14 protein-coding genes are annotated in these 14,852 nt (G+C 62.2%); 3 read left to right on the forward strand and 11 right to left on the reverse strand.

Translation table 11 applies throughout. The features are described 5' to 3' along the window. Positions 1-68: 68 nt before the first annotated feature. Positions 69-419: a hypothetical protein gene (locus tag ACTQZK_RS05975; protein ID WP_441898853.1), complete on the forward strand. Its 351-nt coding sequence runs from the start codon at positions 69-71 to the stop codon at positions 417-419. A 197-nt stretch (positions 420-616) separates the two neighbouring features. Here the strand turns inward: ACTQZK_RS05975 and ACTQZK_RS05980 are convergent, their stop codons facing one another. The 9 genes from ACTQZK_RS05980 to ACTQZK_RS06020 form a co-directional block, all read right to left on the reverse strand. Then, entirely contained in the window at positions 617-2,062 is a 1,446-nt protein-coding gene (locus ACTQZK_RS05980; protein ID WP_441898855.1) for an RsmB/NOP family class I SAM-dependent RNA methyltransferase, read from the reverse strand. Further along, positions 2,055-3,014, reverse strand: coding sequence for a methionyl-tRNA formyltransferase (gene fmt, locus ACTQZK_RS05985; RefSeq protein WP_216529548.1), 960 nt, complete (start codon positions 3,012-3,014; stop codon positions 2,055-2,057). The genes ACTQZK_RS05980 and fmt overlap by 8 nt, the downstream gene beginning before the upstream one ends. Before the next feature lie 2 nt (positions 3,015-3,016). Next, positions 3,017-3,565 carry a peptide deformylase gene (gene def, locus ACTQZK_RS05990; RefSeq protein WP_114566116.1) on the reverse strand — a complete coding sequence of 183 codons (549 nt, stop codon included), beginning with the start codon at positions 3,563-3,565 and terminating at the stop codon, positions 3,017-3,019. Positions 3,566-3,819: 254 nt separating this feature from the next. Then, the gene (locus ACTQZK_RS05995; protein WP_418830903.1) at positions 3,820-4,758 is read right to left on the reverse strand and encodes an SPFH domain-containing protein; all 939 of its coding nucleotides are present in this window, start codon (positions 4,756-4,758) and stop codon (positions 3,820-3,822) included. Then, on the reverse strand, positions 4,755-5,183 hold the full coding sequence (locus ACTQZK_RS06000; RefSeq protein WP_114565963.1) for an NfeD family protein: 429 nt from the start codon (positions 5,181-5,183) through the stop codon (positions 4,755-4,757). The genes ACTQZK_RS05995 and ACTQZK_RS06000 overlap by 4 nt, the downstream gene beginning before the upstream one ends. Positions 5,184-5,272: 89 nt before the next feature. Continuing rightward, complete coding sequence (gene dnaG / locus ACTQZK_RS06005) at positions 5,273-7,129, reverse strand: DNA primase (protein ID WP_441898859.1); 1,857 nt, start codon at positions 7,127-7,129, stop codon at positions 5,273-5,275. A 9-nt stretch (positions 7,130-7,138) separates the two neighbouring features. After that, positions 7,139-7,330 (reverse strand): hypothetical protein, encoded by a 192-nt coding sequence (locus ACTQZK_RS06010; RefSeq protein ID WP_114565961.1) that lies wholly within the window; start codon positions 7,328-7,330, stop codon positions 7,139-7,141. Positions 7,331-7,835: 505 nt separating this feature from the next. After that, on the reverse strand, positions 7,836-9,212 hold the full coding sequence (gene rimI, locus ACTQZK_RS06015) for a ribosomal protein S18-alanine N-acetyltransferase (protein WP_441898861.1): 1,377 nt from the start codon (positions 9,210-9,212) through the stop codon (positions 7,836-7,838). A gap of 117 nt (positions 9,213-9,329) precedes the next feature. After that, a complete protein-coding gene (locus ACTQZK_RS06020; protein WP_441898863.1) occupies positions 9,330-10,646 on the reverse strand; it encodes a trigger factor in 1,317 nt (438 codons plus the stop codon). 184 nt (positions 10,647-10,830) lie between these two features. On the opposite strand from ACTQZK_RS06020, the gene ACTQZK_RS06025 reads away from it, so the two are divergent. Further along, positions 10,831-12,096, forward strand: coding sequence for an MFS transporter (locus ACTQZK_RS06025; protein WP_225749079.1), 1,266 nt, complete (start codon positions 10,831-10,833; stop codon positions 12,094-12,096). Positions 12,097-12,210: 114 nt separating this feature from the next. Continuing rightward, positions 12,211-12,561, forward strand: coding sequence for a hypothetical protein (locus ACTQZK_RS06030; RefSeq protein ID WP_114567989.1), 351 nt, complete (start codon positions 12,211-12,213; stop codon positions 12,559-12,561). A 248-nt stretch (positions 12,562-12,809) separates the two neighbouring features. Here the strand turns inward: ACTQZK_RS06030 and ACTQZK_RS06035 are convergent, their stop codons facing one another. Both ACTQZK_RS06035 and ACTQZK_RS06040 read right to left on the reverse strand, forming a co-directional pair. Beyond that, entirely contained in the window at positions 12,810-13,052 is a 243-nt protein-coding gene (locus tag ACTQZK_RS06035) for a hypothetical protein (RefSeq protein ID WP_216529543.1), read from the reverse strand. A 267-nt stretch (positions 13,053-13,319) separates the two neighbouring features. Further along, a complete protein-coding gene (locus tag ACTQZK_RS06040; RefSeq protein ID WP_216529542.1) occupies positions 13,320-14,720 on the reverse strand; it encodes an MFS transporter in 1,401 nt (466 codons plus the stop codon). Between the last annotated feature and the right edge of the window lie 132 nt (positions 14,721-14,852).

Raw genomic sequence — 14,852 nt, forward strand, 5'->3', positions numbered from 1 at the left:
CCTCCTGAGTTCCGTATCGTACTGCCACGCCCTTGCGCGCCGCGAAACGACGGCGCGAACGATCCGCAATGATAGCACTGCCCTCGTTCGATCGCTATTCCATATTGTTTCACTATGAAATCGACGCAAACGAGCAAGGCGAAGGGGCGAAGCCGATGGCCTGCTTCGCGCTGTTCGCCGGAGAACGGGCCATCGACCCGCTCCTCCCCCGCCCGTTCGCCCGCCTAACGCGGTCCTGCGCACGTCCATTGACCCGCCCGTTCTCCTGCCCAGCACGGTCCTGCGCACGAGCCATCGACCCGCCCCTGTTCGCCCGCCCAGCACGATCCCGCGAACAGGCCATCGACCCGCCCGTTCTCCTGCCCAGCACGGTCCTGCGCACGAAAAACCGCGTTCGCTGGCAGGTTTTGACGGTTTGAGGTTGTTGCAGAGTCCCTTGCTTGCGACCACAACCAGATGGCCCAGCATTACACCAGGTCAAAAAATCATAGAAAATTACTGGAAGATCGGATGCGGTTTGCGACACGTCCACGACGACCGCAAACCGTCAAAACCTACCACGGAACGCCTTTGCGCGTGCGCTGGACGGAGAAAAACGCACGACCCTTCGCGTCCTCTACGAAACGCGCGCGAACCTTACGGCGAAATGCGCGTCCGACGACCCCGGCGCAAGCCGCGTAGCCAAGCACGAGCGACCGGCAATGGGAGCCAGCTGAAAGCGCTGCCCCTCTTCGCTCGCGAGGAATGCCTTCACCGTCTGGTTGTCTTCCTCGCAGGTCACCGTACACGTCGCGTACGCCAGCGTTCCGCCCGGCGCCACATGCCCGGCGGCGGCGCGCAGCATGCCCAGCTGCGTCTTCGCGAACGCGGCCACGTCCTCGGGCTGCAAGCGCCAGCGAATCTCGGGATGGCGTCGCAGCGTTCCCAGCCCCGAGCACGGCGCGTCGATGAACACCACGTCGAACAGGCGATCGCGAACCACGTTGCCCAACGCCAGGGCGTCGCCCGTCAGCGCCTCCGACACGCACGAGCCGTACCGCGCGGCGCGCTCGAGCAGCAGCTTCGTCTTGAACCCGTGATTGTCCAGCGTCACGTACGACTCGATCTGCGACCCCCACGTGCGCTGCGCCGCGCTTTGCAGCAAGATGGTCTTCGTTGCGCGACCGGCGCCCACTTCCAGCATGGACGCGGGCTTGTCCTGCGGCAGGACGGACGCAGCCACCAGCTGGGACGCGGCATCGGAAACAAGGATCTTTCCCTGCACGAACAATTGCTTGACCTCGGGCAGCAACAACGCGCGGTTGTCCTTCACGCGCAGGCAGCCGGGCACGGGCACGCCGTCGATCTCAACCGGCTGCGTCGATTCTCCCGCCTTCGCGAACGCGGCGGCCACGGCGGCTTCGTCCGTCTTCGCCGCATTCGCCGCCACGAACAGCGGCGCCGGCTCGTTCGAGGCGCGCATGAAGTCCAACGCCGCCTGGGGTCCCAGATCGAGCACCAGCTTGCGCGCCAGCCAAACGGGGAAAGCATGCAGGCGAGCCAGCGCTTCCACGTCGCGCGTCGGATCGCCGAACGGGAAGGACGCGCGTGAAACAACCACCTTGCGCAGCACCGCGTTCGCAAGGCCAGCCGCCCTGGGCGCGAACGAGCGCACCAGCTCGACTCCCTGGTCAACCGCTGCATGCGGCGTCTTGTTCAGGAAGATGATCTCGTACACGCTCAAACGCAGGGCGTCGCGCACGTCGGGCTGCACGTCCGTCGGCTTGCTGAGCGCCCGATCGAGCACATCGTCGAGCGTGCCCACGGAGCTGACCACGCCCAATGCGAGCAGCGTCGCAAACGAGCGGTCCTCAGGCGAAAGCGAGGAGCCGTCGATGCGCTTGCCGATAACGTCCTGAGCGAACGCCCCGCGCTCGCGCACGGTGCGCACCACGTCGAGCGCGGCAAGCCGAGCCGGGCTGGCTTTCGATCGCGAGGCGCGGCTCTCTCGCGGCTTCTCCACAGGTCCGGCGTATCCCTTCGGCGCGCGTCGATCCTGCGAGCCCTTATTACGATCAGGCATGAAGCCCCTTCCAGATAAGGCCGCCGTCCTTGATCCCTTGGATCCCGGCGGCAAACGATTTCGCATCCATGGCCTGCTTGCCCGCCGGCTTCAGAATCAGAAGCTCCACCGCGCCGTCGGCCGCGCCCAAGAACAAGCGCTTCGCCGCATAGCGAACATCGCCCGCAGCCATGCCCGCAACAAGATCGCGCGCCTGGCTATCGGCCGCCACGGGAGCAAGCGACAGCACCGTAACCGCGCGCCCCGCCACCTCGGCGCGCGCAGGGTGCGCGGCGCTCGAAGCCTGCACCTTGCGAACCATGAGCGCAGCGGAATCGCCAACGGACAAGTCCAGCTCGCCCTTGGCGATCTTATCGGCGTAGGTCACGCGCGATTCGTCCTGCTCGGTCCAATCGCACACGCCCCGCTCCACGCGCACCAGCGCGGTCAACAGGGCGTGAGATCCCAGAATAGCCAGCTCGTCGGTCAGTTCTTCAGCGTTCAAATCCCCGACGCTCGCCGTGCGGCACACGCAGTACGCGCCTGTATCCAGGCCCTCTTCCATGCGCATGATGCATACGCCGGCCTCTTCGTCGCCCGCCAGGATAGCGCGCTCGATAGGAGCGGCGCCGCGCCAGCGAGGCAGAAGCGACGCGTGCACGTTCAGGCAGCCGTACCGGGGAAGATCCAACACGGCCTTCGGCAGAATGGCCCCGTAAGCGGCCACGCAAATGACGTCGGGGCGAAACGAGGCCAGTTCGCGCTGGACGTCCTCGTCGCGCAGGGTGCGCGGCGTGCGCACGGGAATGTTCCAGCGCTCAGCCGTCGCCTTCACCGGCGAAGGCTCCAACTGCTTCCCGCGGGCGCGCACGGCATCAGGGCGCGTGTAAACGGCAACCACCTCATGCTGCTGCACCAATTCATCGAGGATCGTAGCCGAGAACTCCGGCGTGCCCATGAACACGACGCGCATGGTTATCGAACCCGTGGATCAAGCGAGGTCTCTCCCGGCTTCGCGCCGGAAGCAACCGCCTGGTCGTAATCGCGAAGCGCCTGGATGCGCGCGAGGGGATCGCAGCGCTCGAACATGGTCACGCCGTCCAGGTGGTCCAGCTCATGCTGCAGGCAGCGACCCAGAAGGCCGTCGCCTTCGATCTCCCATTCCTCGCCGTCCAGGTCGAAGAAGCGCACGCGCGCCCACGACGGCCGGGCGATGGGCACGGAGATGCCGGGGATGGACAGGCAGCCCTCCCCTTCGACGACGACCTCGCCCTTCGTCTCCACCAGCACCGGGTTCACCAGTACCATGGGGTTCTGCTCGTCGGACTCGTCGCAGTCGATGACCACCAGGCGCTTGGTCACGCCCACCTGCGGCGCGGCAAGGCCGCAGCCGGAATTCTTGTACATGGTCTTCACCATCTGCTTGGCCAAGCGCTTCAGGCTTTTGTCCCCAAGATCGCACGGCTCGCACGGCTGGTTCAAAATGGGATTGGGAGATTGCACGATAGTAATCACGGTCAGCACGTCCTTTTGGTATCCACGCGCGCGACGCTCGAGGCGCCGCGAAACAAAATTCTGGCAAGCATTGTCCGCAATCGCTTCGCCCTTGTCCAGCGGCTTGCCGAAAGATCCATAAAACGCGAGGTGAGAAGCGCAAGAGACCGAACTTGGCGACCGTTCGCCGCACGCGGGAGGCAGCCGACGAAAAGCGCCGTTCGACACGCGCCGCATCGCAGCGCGCTCGAACGGCGCCTCAAGCACCTCGAGCGTTCGGGCCGCTACTCCGTACGAGCGGAATCCTCGTTGTCCACGACGATCTCTTTGAGCGACGCCGCCAACCCGGCAAGGCCCTGGATGTCGGAGGGGATGATGAGCTTCGTGGAACGACCGTCCGCCACTTTCTTGAGCGCTTCGAAGGCTTGCAGGGTCAAAACGGCGTTGTCGGCGCCCGCTTCCCGCACCGCGCGGATGCCGTCGGCCGTCGCCTGCTGCACGTTCTTGATAGCCTCCGCTTCGCCCTCGGCCTCGCGGATCTGCTTCTCCTTCTCGGCCTCGGCAGCCAAGATGATGGTCTGCTTCTCGGCTTCAGCGGAAAGAATCTGCGCCTGCTTCTTTCCCTCGGCGATAGTGATGGCAGCCTGCTTCTCGCCCTCGGCCAAAAGCACCGCCTCGCGCTTCTCGCGCTCGGCCTTCATCTGCTTTTCCATAGCCTGCTGAATGGCTGCCGGCGGCGTGATGTTCTTGACCTCTACGCGATTGACCTTGATGCCCCAGGCGTCGGTGGCCTCGTCAAGGATGGAGCGCATCTTTGCGTTGATGGTATCGCGCGAGGTGAGCGTGGTGTCCAGGTCAAGATCGCCGATGATGTTGCGCAGCGTGGTGGCCGACAGGTTCTCGATGGCCACGATGGGATTCTCCACGCCGTAGCAGTACAGCTTCGGGTCCATGATCTTGAAGAACACCACGGTGTCGATGGACATGGTCACGTTGTCCTTCGTGATGACGGGCTGCGGCGGGAAGTCGAACACCTGCTCTTTGAGCGACACGTAGGGGCGCACGCGGTCGATGAAGGGAATCTTCACGTGCAGCCCGTTGTTCCAGGTGGTCAGGTACGAGCCCAGGCGCTCCACGATGGCGGCTTCGGCCTGCGGCACGATTTTGATGCACGTGACCGAGAACAGAACCAGGATCACGACGAGCACGATAAGGAAGATCATGGGAGTTTCCTTTCAACGATGAGCTTGACGCTTTCTTGCCCGACCACGACGACGTTCTGGCCAACGGGCAGGGGCTCTCCGCTGGCAGAGCAGGCGGCCCAGGTCATGTGATCGGACGTTTCAACGCGCCCGACCAGGCGATCGTTGTCGATAGCCTCGCACACGACGGCAACCTGGCCGACCAGCGTCGGTTCCTTGGAATCACCGCGATTGCGGTACTTCATGAACACGGGGCGAAGGGCCACAAGGCACACGACGGAAACGACCAGAAAGACGATCACCTGCACGGCAGGATCGACGCCGAGCAGGTTCGCGGCGAACGCTACCAGCGCGCCGACAACGAACCACAGGGTGATGAGGCCCAGCGAAACGACCTCGACAAGGGCCATCGCCGCGGCGACGCCCAACCATACGAAGGGGCTCATACGGTAGCTCCTTTCTCCTTGTTCGAGTATACACTATCCGTCTGCACGACAGCATGACGCGCAGCGGACTCGAAACCGAACGGTTGCGCCTACACGTGCGCGGCGCGGCGGCGCGTCAGATCCTGCTGCATGGCGGCCACGGCTTCGAACAGCATCTCGTACTCGTCGGCCGGAAGACGCGACGGATCGGAAAGCTGGGCCTTGAGCGCTGCCACGGCATCTTCCGCGTCGCCTATGGACAGCTCTTCCACCAGGAAAGATGCCAAGCGGCCCTCGTCCTCCACAGCGCTTTCGGCACCGGCGGTCAACATGCCGGCCGCAGCGGGCAGCACGCGCGCGACCTCGCCGACCAGCCGCGCGGGCTGAGCTGCAGGGTCTTCGGCCAGCGTGTCCAGCATGCTCTGCGCGATCGTAGCGTGCGCGGGCTCGTGCCACTGCGTTTGCGCGAGCGCGTCAGCGTGCAGCAGGCCCAGGTCGGGTCGGGACGCGATCAGGGCGAGCAACTGGCGCTCGAAGCGGCGCCGGTTGACCTCCGATTGGGGAAGCCGCTCGCGCCGCGGCTGCGGAGCCCACCGAGGCTCGTCGTCTGCCGCAGCGTCCGCTCCTTCGGCGTCCGCAGCGCGCGGCGGCTTCAGCTTGCCCAGCTGATCGAGCACGTCCTCCTCGCGCGCACGGCATCTGCTGGCGATCTGCACGGCGTAATCGCGCGCCAACATGGAGTCCTTGATGGGCGCGAGCACCGAGAGCGCATCGGCCAAGGCGGCCGAGCGGCCTTCGGCACGACTGAGGTCATGGCGCGCCAATCGACGATCGATACCGTACTTGAGCAGGGGCTGCGCATGTTCGACCAGCTCTTGCAGCGCCGCGCCCCCGCGATCCGACACGAAATCGGCCGGGTCCAGGTTGTCCGGCAGCGTGACGGCCGCCAGCTCGATCTTGGTGCGACCCGCCTCCGGCGTCATGCTGTCGTCGATGAACGCCAGCGCGCGGTCGGCCGCACGCTGCCCCGCTTCGTCGCCATCGAACAGGTACACGATGCGATGCTGCGCATGGCGCGCGAGCAGACGAATGTGGCGCATGGTGAGCGCCGTGCCCAAGGTGGCCACCGCGTTCTCGATCCCCGCTTCGTGCAGCGCGATCACGTCGGTGTAGCCCTCGCACACGATGGCGGTGCCCGTTGACGCCATGGACGCCTTCGCCTTCTCCATGCCGTACAGCACCTGCGACTTATGGAACAGCGGCGTTTCCTGGGAGTTCAGGTACTTCGGCTCGCCTTTGCCCACCACGCGCCCGCCGAAGGCGATGCACTCGCCCTGCGGGTCGTTGATGGGAAACATCACGCGGTTGTAGAACCGATCGCGCAGCCTGCCGCCGTCGCCCGAAAGCGCGACGTTGGCCTGCACCATCTCGTCGGGCTTGAACCCCTTTGCCGCCAGATGGCGCACCAGCTGCCCGCGACCCGGCGCGAAGCCCAACCGCCACGTTTTGGGAACGTCGCCGCCAAGCCCGCGCGCGCCCAGGTAGCTGCGCGCGGCGCTCGCCTCGGGGCCGGGATTGCGCATAAGCTGCGTATGGTAGAAGTCCGCCGTTTCCTCGCACACGGCCTTGAGTCGCGCTTTCTTGCTAGAACCAACGCTGCGCGGCCCGCCGGCGTCCGATATCTCGATATGCGCGCGCTCCGCCAAGCGGCGCACGGCCTCGGGAAAGTTCAAATCCTCGGTTTTCATGATGAAGGAGAACACGTCGCCGCCCTCGCCGCAGCCGAAGCAATGCCACAGCTGCGTGGCGGGATCGATCTTGAAAGAGGGGGTTTTCTCGTTGTGCAGCGGACAGCAGCACCAGAAATCGCGCCCGCGCTGCTTCACAGGCGTGCGCTCGCTGATAACGGCCACCAGGTCGTTCGCCTCGCGTACCTTCTGAATGTCTTCTTCGCTGATGCCGGCCATGCGCGAACCCTACCTCTGCTTGTTCTGTTTGGCCAGAACGACGTTCACCAAAAACAGCAGGCCAAGCGCAAGGGACGGACCCAGGTCCAGCAAACCGACCTCGCCCTCGCCCGCGTTCATGTACGTCATCACCAAGCTGCCCGTCATCAAGACGAAGCTCAGCACCGCGATGCCTGCGTAGATTCGCTCCCGATTCCTCATGCGCCGCCCTTCCGAGTTTTGTTTCGGACAGTATAGCGCAAGCGTGCAACCGCCGCGCGCCAGCACCTGGCACGGAGCCGGTGTTCTCGCAGGACCGGGACGCTTGCGGGACCGGGGGGCCTTGCGGAACCGGGGGTCCTTGCGGGACCGGCGACCTTGCGGGACCAGTACCCTTCTGTCAAAACGGACGAGTTTTGCGGCGGTTTTTCGCCTTGTCGGGGCTATGCCGCTATAAGTGTTTTACATCGTTCCTGATCAGAGGGCTGTCACCTTGCATTATCCTAGTTTGAGGACCAGCAAAACTCGTCCGTTTTGACACGGACGCGCAAGGACGTACGGGGGAGGTCGGCACTACCGGCAACAGCGGGCGCGCGAGAACGTGTGGGCGGCTCGGCGCGAGCACACGCGAAGGTGCGCGGCGCAAGCAGGAGAACCTACCGAGCACGCGAGCGACGCAACCGACGTAAACCCGCCGGACGCGCGAACCCGCCGCGCAGCGCGAAGCCTACGGTTCAAGCTCTTTCGCCATCACCACTGCGTCGTCAGCCGGGAAATCGTAGAACCCCTCCCGAACGAAAACGTCCCTGAATCCAAGCCGCCGGTAAAACGCGCGCGCGGATTCGTTGGAAGCACGCACCTCCAACTGCATGGAACGGCACCCCCGCGCCGCCGCCTGCTGGCACGCGCGCTTCACCAACTTCGTCCCGCATCCGCCCCGTCGGGCGCAAGGATCTACCGCCACCCTTACGATCGCTGCAGTATCGCCCGCCTCCCACCAGCCAAGATACCCCGTCACATCGCAAGCGACAGGAGAACCGCCCCCCGACAAGGCGCACACCACCTCGTAATGCGCACAGGGATTGTGCCGAAGCTCAAGAGCGTAGGCAAGCGGCGTCCACGGATCTTGGAAAGCCTTCGCCTCGATGGCCATGACGCCCGCAAGATCGTCTTCCACCATGGGGCGAATCAGCAGCGCATCGCCCTCCGCGTCCATCGTCCCCTGCAACTCCGAGAATTGCGCGCACCCGGCACGACCGTCGCCGAACGCATCGCCAGCGAACGTCCAAGGCCGCCGGTCGACGTCGGGCTTTTGTCCAATAGCCACGAACGACTCCGACGAAAAGTAGTACTCGTCGCTCTCGAAAAGAGCCTTCCATTCGTCAAGAAGCGCGTGGATCTCGTTCGCTATCGCCGTATCGACGCAGCTCGGCACGTTTCGCCTGAAGTACGCGAAACGCTCGAACAGCTCAAGACGCTCCTCGCGCGCTTTCCCAACCGTGTCTACGGAAAACGTTTTCACCCGTATCGGCGAAAAACCCGCGCGAACCAGGTAGGTGTAACATTTCTGCCCATTGCAACGGTCGGTGCACGCCGTCCAGGCCGTATTCGGTCGCACATGCTCGTCGTACAGCGCGAAAAGCCTTTTCATCAATTGGCTCGGGTCGGGATACGACAGCTTCACCGAGTCGTCCGTGGTCTTCACGACGACGAACCCTCCCGGCGCCAGCAACCGATAAGCCTTGGCCAAAGCCGCCTGCGGGTCCCGCACATGCTGCAACACATGGGAGAAGTACACCACGTCGAAAGCCGTGCCGTCTTCGGGTTCGAAGTCTTCAAAGGCGGCATGCACGAATAGAAAGCGCGCGTCATCCGTCTGCGCAACGGCACGCGCGATATCGTCAGCCGACGGGTCGATGCCCACGACGCGCGCAATCGAGTCGTAAGGCGCGAACTTCAGCCGGGTGTTGAAGCCGTCGAAACATCCGACGTCCAACACGCGAACGTTCTCTCGCCCCGCCAAATTGATCGCCTCGAACGCGGCGTAGTCCTCAGGCGCAGTGCGAAACGCCTGTTTCGTAATATTCTCTCTTCCCCACGCCACAGCCGTCCTCCCATGCTCTGCTCGCAAGTTCGGTACGCAAAGCGCGCGAGCCCGACCGGGACACGCGCATCCGGCCGAGCGTCCGCTTGCTCCACGTGCTTTCCGGAATGCAGGCGCTCAGCCGACCCGGTGCGCAGCAGCATCGCGCACGACAGCTTGCTCTGCCAGCAGGCGATTCGCCTTCAAGCGCATCGCGGCTCCCTTGGCGGCGAACAGCTTGCCCGATCGCTCGAAATCCTTCCGCGCCGCAACGGCGTTGTTGGGCGAAATCGCATCGAAGAACGAATCGATGTCCGCATCCTCCACGGAAAGCCCCTCATGCCAAGCGAACGCGTCAAGCGAGAACTGCCGCACCAGCTGCTCGCGCACCTGCATCATCACCGACATCGTCAGCTGCTGCTCCTCCATCCCCTGCTGCTTCAGGAAGTCCTCCAGCGTTTGCCCCTGCTCTTTCAGCGACTTGTGAAGCGTCTTACGAGCTTCGGACATGGCGGCGTCGTATACCGCATCGGGAATCTTGCTGTTGAAGCGCTTGGCCAGCTCGGCGGCGCACAGCTGCTCCTTTTGCTTCTGGTGCTCTTTCGCTTGCTGCTGAAGCAAGCGCGAGCGGATATGCTCGCGCAGCTGCGCGACGGTCGAGCAGTTCGGCATGACGCGAGCCGCCCACGCATCCGTCACTTCGGGTTCAACCGTCGACAGAATGCGCTTGACCGTGACCGTCGAGCGATACGACTCCATAACCGGCTGCCCGTTCGCGTCAAGCTCGAAGCTGGGGCCTTCGAACTCGAAGGATTTCGTTTCCCCGACGTCCATCCCCACGATCGCCTCGTCGAAATCGTCCGGCATGGACAAAGAGCCGGTGTTGTAAACGCGCGCTTTCGAGCACAGCGCACGGACCGGCTTTCCGTCCTGGATCGTCTCCAGCTCCAGTTCCACGGAGTCGCCTTTCTCCACCGTGCTATGGCTATCGTCGGTTCCCCGGTCGGCGGAAGCCTTCACCAAAGCCTGGATCTGCTCTTCAACCTGATCGTCCGAAACGGCAAGGGCGGGCATGGTTATCTCGACGGGATCGTACGAGGACAGCTCGAACTTCGGAACGGGAACGCACGTCATCTGAAACTCGAACGTATGGCCCTCGCGCACATGCTGGGCGCATGCGTACTTCGGCTCGCCCACGATATCGACCTCGCGGTCGGCCAAAGCGAACGGCGCGCAGCGCGCCATAACGGCCTCGTCGAACAAGAACGCCGCCTCGTCCTTTCCGAGCACCTCGCGCACCACGTCCACCGGCTGCCGCTTGGGATCCGGCTCGACCTTATGCTCGTACGCCACCAGGATCGCCGCGCGTTTGAGCCCGTCTTTCACCTCTTCGGTCGAAAGCAACACCGTAAGCTCAACGGTATCGACGCTTTTCTGCCTCATAGTCACCTGCATGACGTACCCCTTTCCCCGTGATAGATGCAATGGGGAAAATCTAGCACTCGCCCCCGTTCGCGTAGTCCCTTCGGGAGTATGAAAACGCCAAATCTAGTACGGGCAACTATAGGGGGGCGTCCCCCTTGGTGACTATCCTTGAGGTACACGAGCTTTCCCGGAAAATCCAAAGGAGAGGGGTTTTATGTCTGATCTCACCATCGGACAGATTAAGAGTAAGCGGGTGCTTTACCTCATTCTGTCAACGCTCACGCTTTTGTTCCTGGGCCTGATTTACGCATTCTCGATGTTCGCAGCGCCCATGTGCTCCTCGTTCGGACTGGAGAAGGGCGCCGTCGCGCTCACCTTCAACATCATGATGATCACGTTCTGCATAGGAGCGGTCATCGGCTCCCAGATCGAGAAGAAGATCGGCGTAAAAGGAACGCTGCTTGTCGCAGCCGTTCTGTTCTTCATCGGCTTCGCCGGAACCGGCATCTTCGGCAACGGGAGCATCGCGGTCGTGTACCTATGCTACGGCACGTTCGGCGGCCTTGGCGTAGGCGTGGGGTACAACTCGGTCGTCGCCACCACCAACGTGTGGTTCCCCGACAAGGTAGGGTTCTCGTCGGGCGTTCTCATGATGGGCTTCGGACTGGGATCCCTTATACTGGGCACGCTGTCCGTCAACCTGATTCCCCTGTTCGGCCTGGGAACCGTGTTCACGGCCATCGGCGTGATCACGGCAGTGATCGTGATTGCCCTGGCCCTGTTCCTGCAGCGGCCGCCCGCGAACATCGTGGAGCTTCTGGCGCCCGAAAAGGCCACGGGAGACAGCTACGATCCCGGCGACGAGGATAGCGCACTGAAAACGGGGACGTTCTACGTGTACTGGACCTGGGCGATCATCGTGATCGCCATAGGACTGGCGACCATCGGCAATTGCGCTTCGGACGCGCAGATCGTCGGACTCGACGCCGGCTTCGCCACCCTGCTCGTTGGCTTGGTATCAACCTGCAACGGCCTGGCGCGCGTGGTCATCGGCCTCATCTACGACAAGACCAACGTGAAGATCACCATGCTGATCGACGGGCTCATCGCCGTGGCCGCCACCGCGTGCATCGTCAGCGCGTTCATGACCGGCATCTCGGCGCTCTACATCATAGGCGCCCTGTGCTGCGGCTTCTGCTACGGCGGCGTGCCCGTTGTGGCCTCCGCGTTTGCTCGCCAGCGATTCGGCTCGAAGAACTACCCGTTGAACCTGTCCTTGGCGAACTTCGCCATCACGTTCGGCTCCATCTTGAACATCGTCGTCGGCATCGCCGTCGGCGGAGCAGCCAACCGGCTTCCCATATTCATCGTCATGACCGTGCTTTCCGTCATTGCAACGATCACCGTGCTTCCCTTCTCGCGGAAATGGGACAAGGACATGAAGATGCTCGAGAACCGCAGGGCTGCAAGAAGAGGATAGTATCCCGGTTGAACGCCGAAAAGCTGAGTCCTTCGCTTCGCGGACTCAGCTTTTCGGTATAGTAGAGCGCACGCCGTTCGCAAGAAGCTTCGTCAAGAACCAAGGGGGGCAATTATGGCTCGATACAGCAAGCGCCAGCAAAAGGCCTACGAGGAGATTCTTCGATTGCAGGCGAATCGACGCAAAGACATCATCAAGTGCTCGGCCTCCCTGGCCGCCATTCTGGTTCTGGTATGGGGAAAGCTGGCGCTCGAGCTGAACGGCATCATCGAGGCAGGCAACCTCGTTGCCGGGGCCGTCATGATGGTCTCGTCAGTTGGCCTTGCGATCTTCGCCGGCTCGGCAAGCATCGATTTCACGAAAAGCGGGCAGTACATCAACTCCATCTACGCGCGCACAGGGCTTTCCAAGAAAGACGTGAAGGATCGCGCAAAGCAGCAGTCGCGCCAGAACGCGCAGTCGTAACCCGCGATCTGCTCGGCCTGCGTCCGCAGCCCTGCCCACGCAGGCTGCGGACGCCTTGCTTTACCGCCTGCAACCAGTCCGCAAACCAAGGCAAGGCGCTGTACGCATGCGTACGGCGCCTTTTCAATACCTACGTCCCGCATACAGAAGCCCTTGCTCGTCCCTGATGGATCCATGTGGCACGATCCATCAGGGACGAGCAAGGGCTTCTGCAGGAGCGCAAAGCCGAAGAGAGGATCGCCTGCCCGTCAGTGCCCGGACAAGCCGTTTCCAGTAAGCTCCGTGGCCGCTACGAAGGCAACAATCAGCAACCCCATGATAGTCCACGCCAGAATCTTGGCTTGCTTCGAGGTGAACGGCCCGATCATGTCGCTCCTCGGGTCGTTTTCGGAGTCGTACGCAATCCTGCGCACCTCTTTGTTGAAGAGGGCGTAGCACTTCGTGCAATGCTCCTCCGACTGCGATTCCCTTCCGCAAAATGGACAGATCATGTCAAATCCCCCTTCGTTAACGGCCTTTGGCAATGCGCGTAGAAACCACGCATTCGCCAGAGGAATCAAAAGAACGACGGCCACGCGCACCGTCGCCCGCCGCTTGCGAGCCCGCGCAAACCAAAGCGCGGCATCCCTTCCCTTCCAAGTCGAAACCCCCTTCACAACCCGTCAGGGCTTCCGATTTTACTCGGAAGCCCGTTCGAGGTTGCCCACCATCCCCTTATCAAGAGACGGAAAGCACATGATGCGAAGGTTCGCCTTGTGCTAGGACTCCACGGCTTCGGCGATATCGTCGATGTTCATGCCCTTCGCTCCCTTGGGAAGCAAGAAGCATGCGGCGAAGCCGAACGCCATGGGAACCGCAAGCAAAGCAATCAGCGGAGAGAACGCCCAACCAGCAGCCTTCAAGCCGCCCAAAACAACAGGCGAAAGGATACCGGCCGATTTTCCGAGCGCCACGATGGTGGCCACGCCCGAGTTGCGGAACTCGGTAGGATACGACTCGGACATCATCGGCTGAGCAGCCGTGATAGCGTAGTTCAAGGCAAAGCCCATGAAAACGAATGCGATGAGGTACGGCCAGAAACTCGTTTCCGCAGGCAGCTTGACAACCTGAGAGACTATCAAGCACGCCACAACAGCCAACCCGTAACCGAATGTCAGGTTGCGCTTACGACCCATTGCCTCGGATACGAAGCCCGTCGTGCAGTTCGCGACAACCGATGCCGCGTTCTGAGCCATAGCCAGCATGTACGAAGCGGTAACCGCGCCGCCCGTAGCTTCGAGCATCAAAGCCGGCAGCCAGGCGTTTACGCCGTAGATGCTGAAGTTACCGGCAAAGTAGATGATAACCAGAGCAATCGTGGTCTTAAGGTACCTGCCCTTCCAAACCTCAGCAGGGCTTGCCTTGCCGGCAACGGGCGGAACAAGAATGTTCGCAGCATCAATTTCGAATCCCGTGTCCTTGCCAGAGCGCTTCTGGATGCACTTCAAGGTAGATACCGCTAGATCCATCTTGCCGTGAACCGCCGCCCAGTGGGCGGATTCCGGTGTGAACTTGCCGAAAATGAACGCGTAGACAACCGGGAACGCACCGATAGCGTAGCACCAATGCCACGTTGCAACCTGGACCATGATGGTGCCGATCAAGGCAGCGAACACCCAGCCGACAATCATCCAAGCCATGCCGAACGTGATGAAGAACGAACGCTGCTTCGTCGGCGTGAACTCGGTAAACAGCGTGGTAACGATAGGCGTGCACACGCCCAGGAATAGACCGGCGATAACGCGGAACACCGAGAAAAGCTCGTAAGACGGGGCGAAAATGCACGGAATGGTGAACAAACCGTACATGAACGTGCCAAACGTCAGAATCTTACGGCGACCGAACTTATCGGACAGCGGGCCTGCGGCGAACGAGCCGACCACGATGCCGATAGTGGACCAAGATGACAGAGCGCCCTTCAGTGCATCGTTTCCTGCGGGACCGAAAAACTCCTGCATGATCTGCGTGTTCGTATAGCTGATGATCATGTAGTCATAGCCATCGAACATCATTGCGATGCCCACGAGGAAAAAGATAGAGATCGTAAACTTACTAACTCCGAACGAATCGATAAACTGGGAAATGGTGAATTTCCTAGCCGCTTTGGAATCTGCACTCATAAACCGCTCCTTGTAACGTTCCACTTAAGCCTCAATCCCCTAGCTTCAGTGGAATCTTATAAGCGCGTCGCTTTGACGAAACGGTGCCGTCCGACGGCCTCCTGAAAACAACTGGAAAACGAGAGGCCGTCT

Source organism: Paraeggerthella sp. LCP19S3_G8 (assembly GCF_052119225.1).
Taxonomy (GTDB): Bacteria; Actinomycetota; Coriobacteriia; order Coriobacteriales; family Eggerthellaceae; genus Paraeggerthella; species Paraeggerthella hominis.

Coding starts and splice junctions, on each gene's coding strand:
- ACTQZK_RS05975 (WP_441898853.1), top strand. CDS start 69: ATGATAGCACTGCCCTCGTTCGATCGCTATTCCATATTGTTTCACTAT.
- ACTQZK_RS05980 (WP_441898855.1), bottom strand. CDS start 2,062: ATGCCTGATCGTAATAAGGGCTCGCAGGATCGACGCGCGCCGAAGGGA.
- fmt (WP_216529548.1), bottom strand. CDS start 3,014: ATGCGCGTCGTGTTCATGGGCACGCCGGAGTTCTCGGCTACGATCCTC.
- ACTQZK_RS05995 (WP_418830903.1), bottom strand. CDS start 4,758: ATGATCTTCCTTATCGTGCTCGTCGTGATCCTGGTTCTGTTCTCGGTC.
- ACTQZK_RS06000 (WP_114565963.1), bottom strand. CDS start 5,183: ATGAGCCCCTTCGTATGGTTGGGCGTCGCCGCGGCGATGGCCCTTGTC.
- dnaG (WP_441898859.1), bottom strand. CDS start 7,129: ATGGCCGGCATCAGCGAAGAAGACATTCAGAAGGTACGCGAGGCGAAC.
- ACTQZK_RS06010 (WP_114565961.1), bottom strand. CDS start 7,330: ATGAGGAATCGGGAGCGAATCTACGCAGGCATCGCGGTGCTGAGCTTC.
- ACTQZK_RS06020 (WP_441898863.1), bottom strand. CDS start 10,646: ATGCAGGTGACTATGAGGCAGAAAAGCGTCGATACCGTTGAGCTTACG.
- ACTQZK_RS06025 (WP_225749079.1), top strand. CDS start 10,831: ATGTCTGATCTCACCATCGGACAGATTAAGAGTAAGCGGGTGCTTTAC.
- ACTQZK_RS06030 (WP_114567989.1), top strand. CDS start 12,211: ATGGCTCGATACAGCAAGCGCCAGCAAAAGGCCTACGAGGAGATTCTT.
- ACTQZK_RS06035 (WP_216529543.1), bottom strand. CDS start 13,052: ATGATCTGTCCATTTTGCGGAAGGGAATCGCAGTCGGAGGAGCATTGC.
- ACTQZK_RS06040 (WP_216529542.1), bottom strand. CDS start 14,720: ATGAGTGCAGATTCCAAAGCGGCTAGGAAATTCACCATTTCCCAGTTT.